General features: G+C 39.1%; 15 protein-coding genes and 2 pseudogenes. 10 read left to right on the forward strand and 7 right to left on the reverse strand.

What is annotated here, in order from left to right; genetic code table 11:
• The first annotated feature begins 1 nt into the window (after nt 1).
• The 5 genes from MHB83_RS06190 to MHB83_RS06210 are packed head-to-tail and all read left to right on the forward strand — an operon-like array spanning nt 2 to nt 3,204.
• Entirely contained in the window at nt 2-355 is a 354-nt protein-coding gene (locus MHB83_RS06190) for a rhodanese-like domain-containing protein (protein WP_050943388.1), read from the forward strand.
• Between the two features lie 47 nt (nt 356-402).
• On the forward strand, nt 403-963 hold the full coding sequence (locus tag MHB83_RS06195; RefSeq protein ID WP_253621905.1) for a sulfurtransferase TusA family protein: 561 nt from the start codon (nt 403-405) through the stop codon (nt 961-963).
• 14 nt (nt 964-977) lie between these two features.
• Nucleotides 978-2,105: an MBL fold metallo-hydrolase gene (locus tag MHB83_RS06200; RefSeq protein WP_212046266.1), complete on the forward strand. Its 1,128-nt coding sequence runs from the start codon at nt 978-980 to the stop codon at nt 2,103-2,105.
• 33 nt (nt 2,106-2,138) lie between these two features.
• A complete protein-coding gene (locus MHB83_RS06205; protein WP_044139185.1) occupies nt 2,139-2,369 on the forward strand; it encodes a sulfurtransferase TusA family protein in 231 nt (76 codons plus the stop codon).
• Nucleotides 2,370-2,427: 58 nt separating this feature from the next.
• On the forward strand, nt 2,428-3,204 hold the full coding sequence (locus MHB83_RS06210) for a sulfite exporter TauE/SafE family protein (RefSeq protein WP_342496722.1): 777 nt from the start codon (nt 2,428-2,430) through the stop codon (nt 3,202-3,204).
• 30 nt (nt 3,205-3,234) lie between these two features.
• Here the strand turns inward: MHB83_RS06210 and MHB83_RS06215 are convergent, their stop codons facing one another.
• A complete protein-coding gene (locus MHB83_RS06215; RefSeq protein ID WP_003216908.1) occupies nt 3,235-3,411 on the reverse strand; it encodes a hypothetical protein in 177 nt (58 codons plus the stop codon).
• A 113-nt stretch (nt 3,412-3,524) separates the two neighbouring features.
• Here MHB83_RS06215 and MHB83_RS06220 point away from each other — a divergent pair.
• Both MHB83_RS06220 and MHB83_RS06225 read left to right on the forward strand, forming a co-directional pair.
• Nucleotides 3,525-3,864, forward strand: a pseudogene (locus MHB83_RS06220) (NucA/NucB deoxyribonuclease domain-containing protein); the annotation flags it as partial.
• Between the two features lie 517 nt (nt 3,865-4,381).
• Nucleotides 4,382-4,672: a DUF5839 family protein gene (locus MHB83_RS06225; protein ID WP_034620732.1), complete on the forward strand. Its 291-nt coding sequence runs from the start codon at nt 4,382-4,384 to the stop codon at nt 4,670-4,672.
• 82 nt (nt 4,673-4,754) lie between these two features.
• On the opposite strand, the gene MHB83_RS06230 is transcribed toward MHB83_RS06225, so the two are convergent.
• On the reverse strand, nt 4,755-5,492 hold the full coding sequence (locus tag MHB83_RS06230; RefSeq protein ID WP_136945101.1) for an AAA family ATPase: 738 nt from the start codon (nt 5,490-5,492) through the stop codon (nt 4,755-4,757).
• Nucleotides 5,493-5,790: 298 nt separating this feature from the next.
• Between MHB83_RS06230 and MHB83_RS06235 the strand changes: the two genes are divergently transcribed.
• From MHB83_RS06235 to MHB83_RS06245, 3 genes are all read left to right on the forward strand, one after another.
• A complete protein-coding gene (locus tag MHB83_RS06235) occupies nt 5,791-6,612 on the forward strand; it encodes a septation ring formation regulator EzrA (protein WP_212046265.1) in 822 nt (273 codons plus the stop codon).
• Between the two features lie 65 nt (nt 6,613-6,677).
• Nucleotides 6,678-7,796: a hypothetical protein gene (locus MHB83_RS06240; protein WP_212046264.1), complete on the forward strand. Its 1,119-nt coding sequence runs from the start codon at nt 6,678-6,680 to the stop codon at nt 7,794-7,796.
• Between the two features lie 45 nt (nt 7,797-7,841).
• Entirely contained in the window at nt 7,842-8,090 is a 249-nt protein-coding gene (locus tag MHB83_RS06245; RefSeq protein WP_232532130.1) for a DUF2651 family protein, read from the forward strand.
• 35 nt (nt 8,091-8,125) lie between these two features.
• Here the strand turns inward: MHB83_RS06245 and MHB83_RS06250 are convergent, their stop codons facing one another.
• The 5 genes and pseudogenes from MHB83_RS06250 to proS all read right to left on the reverse strand — a co-directional run bounded on the left by MHB83_RS06250 (nt 8,126) and on the right by proS (nt 12,089).
• A complete protein-coding gene (locus MHB83_RS06250; RefSeq protein ID WP_144523908.1) occupies nt 8,126-8,392 on the reverse strand; it encodes a YesK family protein in 267 nt (88 codons plus the stop codon).
• 144 nt (nt 8,393-8,536) lie between these two features.
• On the reverse strand, nt 8,537-8,683 hold the full coding sequence (locus MHB83_RS06255) for a hypothetical protein (protein ID WP_170965961.1): 147 nt from the start codon (nt 8,681-8,683) through the stop codon (nt 8,537-8,539).
• Nucleotides 8,670-9,836 carry a Rap family tetratricopeptide repeat protein gene (locus MHB83_RS06260; protein ID WP_342496723.1) on the reverse strand — a complete coding sequence of 389 codons (1,167 nt, stop codon included), beginning with the start codon at nt 9,834-9,836 and terminating at the stop codon, nt 8,670-8,672. The genes MHB83_RS06255 and MHB83_RS06260 overlap by 14 nt, the downstream gene beginning before the upstream one ends.
• Nucleotides 9,837-9,988: 152 nt before the next feature.
• A pseudogene (locus MHB83_RS06265) lies at nt 9,989-10,516 on the reverse strand (transposase); the annotation flags it as partial.
• A 139-nt stretch (nt 10,517-10,655) separates the two neighbouring features.
• The gene (gene proS / locus MHB83_RS06270) at nt 10,656-12,089 is read right to left on the reverse strand and encodes a proline--tRNA ligase (protein ID WP_342496724.1); all 1,434 of its coding nucleotides are present in this window, start codon (nt 12,087-12,089) and stop codon (nt 10,656-10,658) included.
• Nucleotides 12,090-12,466 lie beyond the last annotated feature (377 nt).

Here is a 12,466-nt window from a genome sequence, read left to right on the forward strand (position 1 = left end):
GATGGTGCAGACGATTTTACTCATCATCGTAATTGGATTACTCGTGAGCCGCTTTCTGCCGGTTCGAGGTGTGAAGCAAATGGATGCAGCTCATATGAAAAAGAAGCTGAAAAGCAGAGGTCAACAGCTCATTGATGTGCGCTCTCCTAGTGAATTTCAAACAAATCATATCAAAGGCTTTCAAAACATTCCGTTGCCTCATTTGAAGAATCGAGCTTCTCAGCTTGAGAAAAATGAAGAGGTTTATGTGATATGTCAAAGCGGGATGAGAAGTATGCAGGCAGCGAAAATATTGAAGAAGCAAGGATTTACTCAGATTACAAACATCAAGGGTGGCATGAATGCTTGGTATTAAATGCGCAACAAAATATACCCCCACCCCTATATGAAGGAGGACATGACATGCAGCAACCAACTGTCATTTTAGATGCAAAAGGACTGGCATGCCCGATGCCGATTGTGAAAACAAAAAAACAAATGAATGAGCTCTTACCAGGAGACGTACTTGAAGTGCAGGCTACTGATAAAGGATCATCAGCGGATCTAGCGGCATGGTCAAAAAGTGCCGGTCACGAATTTTTAGGAACAAAAGTAGAAGGTCAGGTGCTTCATCATTTGATTCGTAAGGGCGGAGAACAAGAGAAAGAAGGGAAGTCCATGATTTCGGAAATGTCTTTGAATATGTTTCAACAGAAGGTAAAAGAAGATCCATCTTTGTTTATTTTAGATGTGCGAGAGCTGGATGAATACGAGGCGGGGCATATTCCAGGAGCTGTTCATATTCCTCTTGGTGAGGTTGAACAACGTGCGGAGGAATTGAGCCGGGAGACGGACATTTACCTGATCTGTCATTCAGGCAGAAGAAGTGAATTAGCTGCGCAAAAGTTAAAAGAACAAGGATTTCATCAATTGATGAATATCGTGCCAGGCATGAATAGCTGGACAGGAGCGATTGAAAAATAGGAGCTGAATGAAACATGACGGTAACAGCGATGAACGCAGAGCAGTTAACAAAAAAGATCGTGAGCAAGGAACCGCTCTTTTTGCTAGATGTGCGAAATCAAGCGGATGTTCAGGATTGGAAGATCGAAGGGGAAGCAATCGTTCATATGAATGTGCCTTATTTTGATCTCCTTGAAGGAGTAGAGGGCATTTTGCATGACATTCCTCATGATCGTGAAGTGTTGGTGGTTTGTGCCAAGGAAGGCTCCTCTATTATGATCGCGGAGATGCTGTCAGAGGCGGGCAGAACGGTCCATTATTTAGAAGGCGGTATGAAGGCGTGGAGTGAGCATCTAGAGCCAGTGAAGATCGGTGATTTAAGCGGCGGTGGAGAGCTGTATCAATTTGTGCGAATGGGCAAGGGATGTTTGTCTTATATGATCATGTCGAATGGAGAAGCCGCAATTGTAGATGCAGCTAGAATGACGGATGTCTATACCCGTTTTGCTAAAAAACATCATGTCTCTATAACCCAAGTGTTGGATACTCATCTTCATGCAGATCATATTTCTGGCGGGAAGAAACTGGCTGAACAGACTGGTGCTAGCTACTGGCTGCCGCCAAAAGATGCAGAAGAAGTGATCTTTGAGTATCACCGACTTGAAGAAGGGCAGCGCATAACGATTGGAGCGGCTACCATTGACATTCATCCCCTTTACTCACCGGGGCATACGATTGGGTCAACATCCTTTATCGTGGATCATCAATATCTTCTTTCAGGTGATATTTTGTTCGTTGATTCGATTGGAAGACCTGACCTCGCTGGAATGGCGGAGGACTGGGTAGGTGATTTGAGAGAAACACTTTATGACCGATATGGAGCACTTTCGAAAGAATTGATTGTGCTACCAGCGCATTTTATGATCATGGATGAAGTCAATGAAGACGGAAGCGTTTGGAAGGAGCTAGGCGTTCTATTTGAAGAAAATCATGGACTGAATATTGAAGATGATGACGTATTTAGACAAATGGTCACGAAGAATCTGCCTGCACAGCCAAACGCCTATCAAGACATTCGTCAAACCAATATGGGGAAGCTGAGTCCAGATGATGAAGCGCAGCGTGAAATGGAAATTGGTCCAAACCGTTGTGCGATTCGGTAATGTCCAATAAAATAAGAAGAGAGGAACAATCAAATGACATCAGATCAAATATTAGACGTCACAGGGCTTGCATGCCCAATGCCGATTATTCGGACGAAGAAAAAAATGAATGACTTGACGGAGGGTCAAGTGTTAGAAATACATGCAACAGATAAAGGGGCTAAAGCTGACTTAGCAGCATGGGCGAAGTCAAGCGGACATGAATTGATCACGCAGACGGAAGAAGGACATGTGCTGAAGTTCTGGGTGAGAAAAGGGTCCTAAAGGATGTAGGGGTATCTGCTGAAGATCCCCTTTTCCTTTTGCAAAGGAGGAGACCAGCGTGGATTTTGCATTTTTGATTACACTTTTTATCATCGGATGTATTGGTTCCTTCTTATCAGGAATGGTGGGGGTCGGGGGATCTGTGATCAACTATCCTATGCTGCTATATATCCCGCCACTGGTCGGTGTGATGGCACTATCGGCACACGAGGTATCAGGGATTGGCGCCATCCAAGTGCTTTTTTCGACGCTAGGTGGGGTATTGGCCTATCGTAAAAGCGGATTTTTACATCGGACTTTGATTTTATATATGGGGAGCAGTATATTGGCGGGCAGCTTATTAGGCAGTTATGTCTCTCACTTTATGCCAGAGAATGGGATGAATCTCGTCTATGGATTGCTTGCAATTGTGGCTGTGGTCCTCATGCTTATTCCAAAAAAGGGACAGCGTGCAGATGCAGAGGGAGAAGTCACTTTTCATAAAGGACTTGCGGCAGGTATAGCCTTTGTGATTGGCAGTGTTTCCGGGGTGCTAGGCGCGGGTGGAGCATTTATATTGGTACCGGTGATGCTGTCTATTTTAAAAATTCCTGTCCGGATGACGATTGCGTCCTCACTTGCGATTACGTTTCTATCTGCGATAGGCGCATCGACTGGAAAGATATTGACGGGTCAAGTCATGCTTCTTCCTGCGGTTGTGCTGATGCTGGCAAGTTTAATAGCCGCTCCGATTGGTGCTAAGGTCGGTCAGAAAATCAATGCCGTCTACTTGCAATGGGTACTTGCTGTGATGATTACAGCGACAGCGGTCAAAATTTGGCTGGATTTATTATAAAGAAATGACCAGCAAACGTGTTGGTCTTTTTTATTTGACATCATCGTGCTCGATATATGTTTCAAGGGCTGGGTGAAACTCTTTTTGATAATGAAGGTTGGGGCATGTTTTCACGACTTTGCCTTGCAGGGCATTGGACTTAGAGACTTCTAATGCTGTTTTACATTTAGGGCAGCGTTCGGCAAACAGTGAGGGCCAGCGCTTCATATATCACCACTCCAGTTAAAGTCTTAAAAACCTATTATATTAATATGAATTATAGGGGATCGTGCTGGTGAGGTCAATGGGTGTTTGGGTCTTTTTAACAAAAAAGAAGCACCGTGAAGGATGCTCAGTATGATGTGAAATTGAAGTTTCCGGCTGATAAGTATCCAGAAACAGCACGACACATAAAAAAATGCTATAAAGAAGGGAGCTTCAGATGTCTGCACGATTGATAGAGAAGGTGCCGATGAAAATAGAGAAGAATCACTGAAAAACATACCAACAAAAAGAGGATATGACCGAGACGAGTTCCCTATGGCAATGTGTGAAGAAGGCGGCGCAGGAGCCGATATAGAATACATATCTCCAGCAGATAATCGAGGTGCGGGATCTTGGGTATCTCATCAACTAAGTGAATACGAAGATGGAACGGCCGTATTGTTTGTTGTTGATTAGGGTTATGAAACTTTGAATCAAGCCAAAGCGTATGTAGAATATGACTTTGCAACAATAGGTAACACAAAAAAAAAGAAATGAGGTGAATCATTTGTTTGTAGAGGTAGTAATCAATCTGTAAGAAATAGGATTACTCATTCTAGGGGTATCCGCTTTAATGTTAATTAAAGCAAATGAGGAACGAAAAAGAAGCAGGGAGAGCTAGCCTGCTTTTTTATTTTGAATATTTTCTATTGCTCATTTGCTTTTAAAAGTTCTATGATGATGTCGTTATGTTTCTCAATGTTTTGTAATCTCTTTTCGATCGTGGAACTTGAAATACAGATCACAATGAGAATCTCAATGCCCACAAATAACAAATCCCTCCTAAAGCCAATTGGGCAATCATTTAATGTCGACTAACATTTGCAACATAGTAACATTAATTGAAATTTATAACTACTTGCGTAATTCTTGTTTGTTTCGCGTGTGAATTTCTATTATCCTTAGTGTAAAAGCGCAGAGGGAGTGTGTGTACATGACCAATGAAAAAAATACAATTACAGCGTTCCATTGTTGGAGAAGGAACGGTGAATTGAAGGTTAAACCAAGGCCTTTCAAGTGGCATATTCCCAAAAGACTAAGAGGACAGATACAACAAGGTGACATTGTCTTGGTTGAATCTCAAGACAAAAAGAAACCTGTCCTAGTAATTGACGTTTCAAGGGAAGAGCTAGAGGAAACGGGGCGCTATTACAAGCGAGTCATCAAGATGCTGGATCGAGTAGATAAAAGGGATGAACAGCCTGCAACATCAGTGCGAGTATAATAGAAATAAACCCCATTCTCATTTTAAGAATGGGGTTTATTTCTTAAAAGGCTGGTAATAATTAAAGCAATAATTGAAAAATTCAATCTTCATTTAACAAATGGTCTAACATAGCTGTACGGTTTTCTAAAAAATATTTGGTAATTTGATAATGCTCAGTCATTTCATAGCGTATTTCCTCTATTTTCTTTCCATCAAAATTTAAAATGGTTGCTTCCGGATATCCTAACAAAATTGGAGAGTGGGTAGCTATTATAAATTGAGAGTTACTCTTTGTAGAAAGGTCATGAATAATCTTCAATAATCCTAACTGCCTTGCTGGAGAAAGTGGAGATTCTGGTTCATCAAGTAAATAAAGAGCACTTTTTCCGTTAAAACGATTATTAAACAAAGATAAAAAGGATTCTCCATGAGACTGCTTATGCAGTGGTGTACCTCCGTAAGGAGCATAAACATCTTCACCGCTTTCTTGATTTAAAGTATCTAAATATGCAGCGAAGTTATAGAAAGATTCAGCTCTTAAAAAGAAACCGTTTGTTAATTTAGGTTGCCAAGATAAACGCAAATAGGAACCTAGTGTAGTCTCATCTATATTATTAGTATACAAATTATTTCTGCCACCACCATTTATATTAAAACCACAACTATCTGCAATAGACTCTAGTAAAGTTGACTTTCCTGATCCGTTTTCACCAACAAAAAATGTTACATTGTTTGTGATTTTGATTTCATCTAAATTTTTTATTACCGGAACACAAAAAGGATATTCATTATAGGACGCCACTTTATCTTTAAGAAAAGTTATTTTTTGTAAAGTTATAATTATTCACCTCTTACTTTTCAAATTATGTAATCGTCAATGAAATCACAGTGATTAATGGATATATGTTTAATTTCTCATACATTTCGGTATCAAGACAAGAAAAAGCGTCCTTTATGTTCAAAGGGAGACTATTACGAGTAGTCTCTTTTTTAATGTAAAAATTCACTCAAATTTAACATGTCAATTGATCAGATATTAAAATATCCTTAAAATTCTAGTAATGTTTACATGATCCATATTAACCATTATTATGGTAAATGTGGACCACGCTAAAAAAGGAATTGGAGGTAATAATATGAAAAAACGAAACGTTATTGTCACATCCTTGTTGTCAGCATCTGTATTATTCACTGGGTTTGGATTGGAGGGAAATGCGCAAGCGAAAGAGGTATACCCTTCTATGAACAATGAAAGAGCCAAGCAAGAAATAGAAGAAATGAAAGCAGAGGGAATGACCTCTGAACAGATTAATGAGCTTTATGAGATGAGCAAAAAGGAGTATGACTCTGTATCTACGGAAGCAAAAGCAGAAGCTATATTCGAAGAGTCGCAGAAAGATATCGATCAATACATCAAAGATGGAGTGATCGACGAGTATCTACCTAAGTACAATGAAGAGAAAGATAAGATGAACGTCAATGCAAAAAAGTCCAAGGCATTAGGAACTAAAGGAGATGTGTTGGTTAGCTACGACTTGGACTCAGGTAGTTCGGCGATTGGCTTTGGACATGCGGCTGTTGTGTCGAGAACTAAGACAAATACCGTAGAATCTTGGCACAAAGCTTGGAGTCCTATTAAACAGCATGGAGTTAGATTCTATAATAATACTTGGGGAAATAGAAAAAAGGTATATGGGCTGTGGGTGAAGAAGTCTAATAATACCAAATATGTAAATGCAGCTAAGTATGCAGAAAAACAAGCTAATCAAAAGAAGCCATACAATTTGAACTGGCTTGACAAGAAAACTACAAAAAAATTCTATTGCTCTCAATTAGCTTGGAGAGCTTGGAAAAATCAAGGTCACGATATTGACCATTATAAAAACGATTTAGTCGTGTCCCCAATGGAATTAGTAAACTCTAACAACACGAAGATTTTTTATCATAAAAAAAAGTAAGTTGAAAGCAGTCGGGGAATTCCCTCGATTGCTTTGCTTGTTTAAGATTAAAAGGAGATGATTGAATGAAATACTTTAAGTTTTTTTTATCAGCTTGTGCCATAGCATTAATATGTACAGCATGTTCAAAGAAAGAAGAGGCTGTGGGAGACTCTTCTAAGGGAGAGCTGAGCAATATGAAAGATAGTAAATTTGCTGTAATTCATTCAAAGACGATGGATAGGGGATGCGAGATAGTAAACTATAACGATACAGGGAGTAAGCTATCAAGCGTGTCATTAAAAGACTGCGTGGGATTCACTTCGTCTACTCAGAGTGATAATAATATGTACTTCTCATCTAATAGGTCTAATTATCATGTATCGATAGATAAGAATAATGGAAAGGTAAAACATATACAAACAAAATCACTTTCAAAATCTACAGAAGACGAGGGTGCATTCTTTATTAACTACTCTAATGGGTATGTTCTACACGACATTAACGTTGGCTTTACAGAGGATGGCTTAGTAGGAGAATTAGTATACTGGAATGAAGATGACAACAATAAGAAGCAGGTTGAACTTGAAGGGTCGTTGACCTCGGCAGTATTTGAAGATGGGAGAATTTATGCCATTATTAATAATAATAATGATAGCGTTATAGCCTCCTCGATAGACCCCAAAAATCATAAAGAAAAACGAAAAGAGATAGACATGGACTCAGTTTTCTTCCCTGACAACAATGATTCTTTGAAGTCATTGAGCGATAAGGAATTGTTGGTTGCTGTAAACGATAATGTTGATAGTAAGAAAAATTCTATGTTGGTTGTACTCGACAAGAAAACTCTCGATACGAAAAGAAAGATTGTCATGGATGATAGATTCACTATCTACAAGACAAATATAGACAATGATAGAGTCACGATAGTCTCCTATGAAGGAGAAGTCAAGACTTTCAACAGAGAGCTCAAAGAGATATCTTCTGAAAAAATTCCACTTAATTTTAAATCAGATGACGAACGTTTAGAAGAGGTCAAGATTTTAGACGGCAAGATTTATGCATTGGTAAGAATGTTTGATAGAGATAAGGATGGAGTTATTGGCAGAATTATTGAATATAATATTGAAAGCAAAGACTCTAAGGAGATATCCCTAAAATCTGATAGAGACTGGGAAATGACCAGCATGGAAGTTATAAGATAACTGTAGAGGAGAGTGGAGTAAATTAACTTACATTATCTTCAACCCATGGGTCTTGTGTTATTCACATTGCCGTTGTTGTATTTAGTTTGGGGGATTATTGGGTATTTAATCTTTAAGAAGATTCATGTGGTGCTAATTATCACATTTATAACTTCAACCATCTTCATATTTGCCTATACTGGATTCGACCTGTCGAATATGTATTGGGTAGTGGCTATGACCTTTTTATGCATGTGTACCACTGTCATCACAAAAATCATTCGATATATGTATTATCGCTATAAAAGAGCATAATAACCAGTCAAAGCTTGTGTTCCCGAACATGAGCTTTATTTTTGTTTCATACCACTAAAATAACTCAAAATGCTTGTAATAATTAAAGCGATAACTGACGCAATCAGCAAAGAAACGCTGATCGCTCCTAACCCTAAACCTTCCCATCCTCCCACAAAAAAGCTTATGAGCAATAAGATGATACTTACCAGCATTAAAACTGATGGAAATCCATACTGGAAAGATGACTTCTTTTTTTTAAAGATTAAAGAAACACCTAGTATAATAACTGTAAGGATGGTTGTGAGTAGCCAGAAAGACATTTGTCTTGCCCCCTTGAAAGAAGAACCCTAATGAATAATTATATGTTTTTCAGTATCGTACCACTGATTTAAGTTGTTTACAAAAGCAGTTAGTTAAAAAAACGGTTCTATGACAATGGATGTCACAGAACCGTTTCTTTGATCTTATATTGTATTTCCAGCTTCTTTCCCTACACTCGATGTAATCACTTTGTCAGCCACTTCATGTGAGACAGCAGCAGAATGAAAAATTGGTAACGCTAATGCTACAGTTACAAGCATGATGGGAACAAAAATTCTACTCTTCAACATTTAACAATTCCCCTCCTTGAATTAACGACTTTGCTTCAAGTGCTCTTTCATAAAAAACGACAGCAATTTCCAACTGCCTACTTTTATTATAGTATTGCGCAGCTTCAAAAGCTAGTTGGTACACATCTTCGTAAAGATTTTTGCTTTGTATATTGTCAAGACAACGTTTTAACTCTGTGATCGCATTTGGTGTCTTAGATTGAAAATAAAGGCAATATAAAAATTTCATTTCTTCTTCATAAATTTTGTCATTCAGTTGTTGGGCTGCCGAGACTCCTTTCTCATATGTTTCGGCTGCTGGAACAACCTGTCCTAATTTCAAGAGGGTGTATAGCTTGTTAAAATAGGCTTTTGGAACATGTGATGTTTCATTCTTTTCAAAAAGTTCACAAGAAGTATCAAAGTGGGACAGGGCATCTGTATATTTTTCTAAGTGGAAATAACACTTGCCTAAGTTAAAGATCGTAGAGGATATAAGGTATTCGTTTTTCGTCTGCTGTGCAAAAGAATGGGATTTTTCAAAGTAAGTAAGTGCATCAGCGTATTCTAGTTTAGACAGATAATTTCCAGCGATGACTGAATAACACCAGGCTATTTTTTCTTGCATTAATGGTTGCTCTGTAAATAGACTCAATGCTTTATGTGCATACATGACAGAAATTTGATACTGATCTATGTGGTAGTACACTTCTGATAATTTGTAGTAAAATTCAGCCTTTTCAGTAGGGTCTTCAATATCCAGGAGAACTTTTTCAGCAGATTTATAAGAACTGATCGCCTCGTCAAATTGCTTTTTCCTAAATTCGTGCATTCCTTTAAAAAACCAAAAATAAAAATCTAACATCTTTTCAATTTGATCTTTGTCTTCATGAAGTGATTGATCAATCTTATGTTTCTGCTCATTGATCTGAACCATATATTCATCTAATTCTCGGCTAGATAACTTAGGTTTGAGGTAACTTAGCATTAAGTCATGTCGAAAATCCAGCAGACTAAAATATAATAATACGGTTTGATTTTCTTCCATACTGTCAAAGAGTCGTTGAACATCTGCTTTTAAAAATTCTGCATCAGTTATTTGATCTTTTTTGATGGTTGAATACCATTCATTCAGTTTGATCGCCACTTCGTCATAAGTGATAGAAGCACCCATATATATTCCCCCTTCAAATTCCTATAAAACCATTTATATACAATATTTTAACATGTCTAACTATTCTAAAATCGAACATATGCGCTCTATATGTAAATTTTCGGTATACCGCAAAATCAAGCCTACTTTAAGAGGAAAATGAGTGATTCAACATCTAATTCTTTCATATAGTTCTGAGTATCTTGTTCGATCGTTTTTCTTGTATATTTATGTTTATTTGCATTCGCTTTAAGATGGGTTGAATCAGTAAAAAGGACGCGCCCTCCAATCATATCGTGATTGATGGCTTGAAGCACAATCTCGTCAAAAATATCTTGAAAAATCGTTGTATCTTTAAATCGAGTACGACGATTCCAACTAATGGTCGAGTGATGTGGAACGGGGTCATTGATGTTTAAACCTAAAAACCATCTATACGCCATGTTATAGTAAATTTCTTTTTCAAGTTGTCTTTCAGAACGGATACCGTACAGGTATCCGATAAACATCATTTTGAACAAAATAAGTGGATCAAGAGAAGGACGACCTTTATTCTCGCTATAATACGGTTTTACTTTATCTACGATAAATGAAAAATCAATGTACTGATCAATTTTACGAAGCAGGTGATCCTCTTCGACCAGTTGATCTAGCAATACAAATTCGGCTTCGTGCTGAGAAGAATTTCTAGTGTGGAACATGAGAAAAAACACCTTCCTTTAGTATGCTTTTCTCTATTATAAAACGGGGGAATGGAAACTTTAAGGGAAAAAATAAAGCTGTCGAGATTTTCTCGACAGCCTGAGCATCGTGAGGGATGCTTCTCTTTCGTTTCTATTCTCAATAAGCTTTTGCCCAGAAAACCATATCAGATGCTGGCTTTCCGCAGCAGACACATGTATCAGAGACAGATTCCTGTTCAAATGGGATACAGCGTGAGGTCGCCCCTGTTCTTTCTTTAATGTCGTTCTCACAGGCTTCGTCACCGCACCACATGGCTTTAATCAATCGGTTTTCTTCTGAAAGAATGTACTCAATGTCTTCGATGGTGTGAGCTTTTGATGTTTTTTCATGTAATCGTTCTTTCGCCTTTTCGTACATCGTCCGTTGAATATCTTCAAGCGTGGATGTGATGGTTTGTTCAAGTGCATCTAATGTGACAGCTTGCTTTTCACCAGTGTCTCGTCTTGCGAGCATCACCTGTCCTTTTTCGATGTCCTTTGGTCCCACTTCGACACGTAGAGGAATGCCCTGCATTTCACATTCGTTGAATTTCCAGCCTGGCTGTTTATCGCTTGCATCAATGTCAGCACGTGCGATGCGGGTGAGTCGTTCTTTCAACTCGTAGGCATGATCGAGTACACCTTCTTTATGAGAGGCGATTGGCACGATCCGCACTTGGGTTGGCGCAATGTTTGGCGGAAGGACGAGTCCTCTGTCATCGCCGTGCACCATGATCATGGCACCGATGATTCTTGTGGTGAAGCCCCAAGAGGTTTGCTGGACATGCTCTAGCTTTCCTTCGCGGTTTAAGAATTCAATGCCAAATGCTTTGGCAAATCCGTTTCCGAAGAAGTGAGAAGTGGCCGTTTGCAGCGCTTTTCCATCATGCATCAGGCTTTCAACTGTATAGGTGAAGCGGGCACCAGCGAATTTTTCCTTCTCTGTTTTTCTCCCTTTAATGACAGGAATGGCAAGGAGCTCTTCGCAAAGAGAAGCGTAGATGTGAAGCATTCTTTCTGTCTCCTCAATCGCTTCTTGCTCCGTCTCATGGCATGTGTGTCCTTCCTGCCATAGGAATTCAAGCGTTCTAAGGAATGGACGTGTGGTCTTTTCCCAGCGGACGACATTCGCCCATTGGTTATAAAGCTTCGGTAAATCACGGTAGGAATGAATGATGTTTTTGTAATGCTCAGCGAACAGTACTTCAGAGGTCGGTCTGACGCAGAGCCTTTCCTGTAATTCGGATTCACCGCCATGTGTGACCCACGCCACTTCAGGAGCGAAGCCTTCGATATGGTCTTTTTCCTGCTGCAGCAGACTTTCTGGGATAAAGAGCGGCATATACACATTCTCATGCCCTGTTTCTTTGATTTGGCGGTCAAGTTCGTCGCGAATATTCTCCCAGATTTTAAAGCCGTATGGCTGAATGATCATACTGCCTCTGACGCTTGAATAATCGACGAGGCGTGCCTTTGTGACAACATCTGTATACCACTGGGCAAAGTCGTCTTCCATGCTTGTGATTTTTTCAACAAATTGTTTCTTTGACATTGCATATTCCTCCTTTTAAAATGCAAAAAAGCTGTGCTTTAAGTTAGGGACCATTCCTGGTGGTACCACCCTAATTTAAAGCACAGCTTTACACTCGATCATGATAACGGTATGAACCGCTGTATGAAACAGAACTAAATCGGCAGGTTCACTTGAAGATGTCAGTAGGAACTTCTCAGCACCGTTCCCTCTCTGTTAAAGGTCAATTCAAGCTACTATTCCAGATCTACGTTGATCAATGTTCGTTGATTTTTCATCAGTTTACCTGTAAATGCAGGAGAAAGCAAGTTGTACTGGGGTTTCTTTTCATGCTGTTCTGAGTGCTTTGTTTGATCGTGAATTTGCAGTCATTTCCTATTTTTATAGCTTGCCAGTTA

The sequence above is a fragment of the Bacillus sp. FSL K6-3149 genome, assembly GCF_038630515.1.
Lineage (GTDB): Bacteria > Bacillota > Bacilli > Bacillales > Bacillaceae > Bacillus > Bacillus pumilus.

Bases quoted from the DNA above. Each gene is read 5' to 3' on its own strand.
- MHB83_RS06250 (WP_144523908.1), bottom strand. From the start codon at position 8,392: ATGTCTTTCTGGCTACTCACAACCATCCTTACAGTTATTATACTAGGT.
- MHB83_RS06240 (WP_212046264.1), top strand. From the start codon at position 6,678: ATGAAATACTTTAAGTTTTTTTTATCAGCTTGTGCCATAGCATTAATA.
- MHB83_RS06235 (WP_212046265.1), top strand. From the start codon at position 5,791: ATGAAAAAACGAAACGTTATTGTCACATCCTTGTTGTCAGCATCTGTA.
- proS (WP_342496724.1), bottom strand. From the start codon at position 12,089: ATGTCAAAGAAACAATTTGTTGAAAAAATCACAAGCATGGAAGACGAC.
- MHB83_RS06255 (WP_170965961.1), bottom strand. From the start codon at position 8,683: ATGTTGAAGAGTAGAATTTTTGTTCCCATCATGCTTGTAACTGTAGCA.
- MHB83_RS06225 (WP_034620732.1), top strand. From the start codon at position 4,382: ATGACCAATGAAAAAAATACAATTACAGCGTTCCATTGTTGGAGAAGG.
- MHB83_RS06200 (WP_212046266.1), top strand. From the start codon at position 978: ATGACGGTAACAGCGATGAACGCAGAGCAGTTAACAAAAAAGATCGTG.
- MHB83_RS06190 (WP_050943388.1), top strand. From the start codon at position 2: ATGGTGCAGACGATTTTACTCATCATCGTAATTGGATTACTCGTGAGC.
- MHB83_RS06205 (WP_044139185.1), top strand. From the start codon at position 2,139: ATGACATCAGATCAAATATTAGACGTCACAGGGCTTGCATGCCCAATG.
- MHB83_RS06260 (WP_342496723.1), bottom strand. From the start codon at position 9,836: ATGGGTGCTTCTATCACTTATGACGAAGTGGCGATCAAACTGAATGAA.
- MHB83_RS06245 (WP_232532130.1), top strand. From the start codon at position 7,842: ATGGGTCTTGTGTTATTCACATTGCCGTTGTTGTATTTAGTTTGGGGG.
- MHB83_RS06215 (WP_003216908.1), bottom strand. From the start codon at position 3,411: ATGAAGCGCTGGCCCTCACTGTTTGCCGAACGCTGCCCTAAATGTAAA.
- MHB83_RS06195 (WP_253621905.1), top strand. From the start codon at position 403: ATGCAGCAACCAACTGTCATTTTAGATGCAAAAGGACTGGCATGCCCG.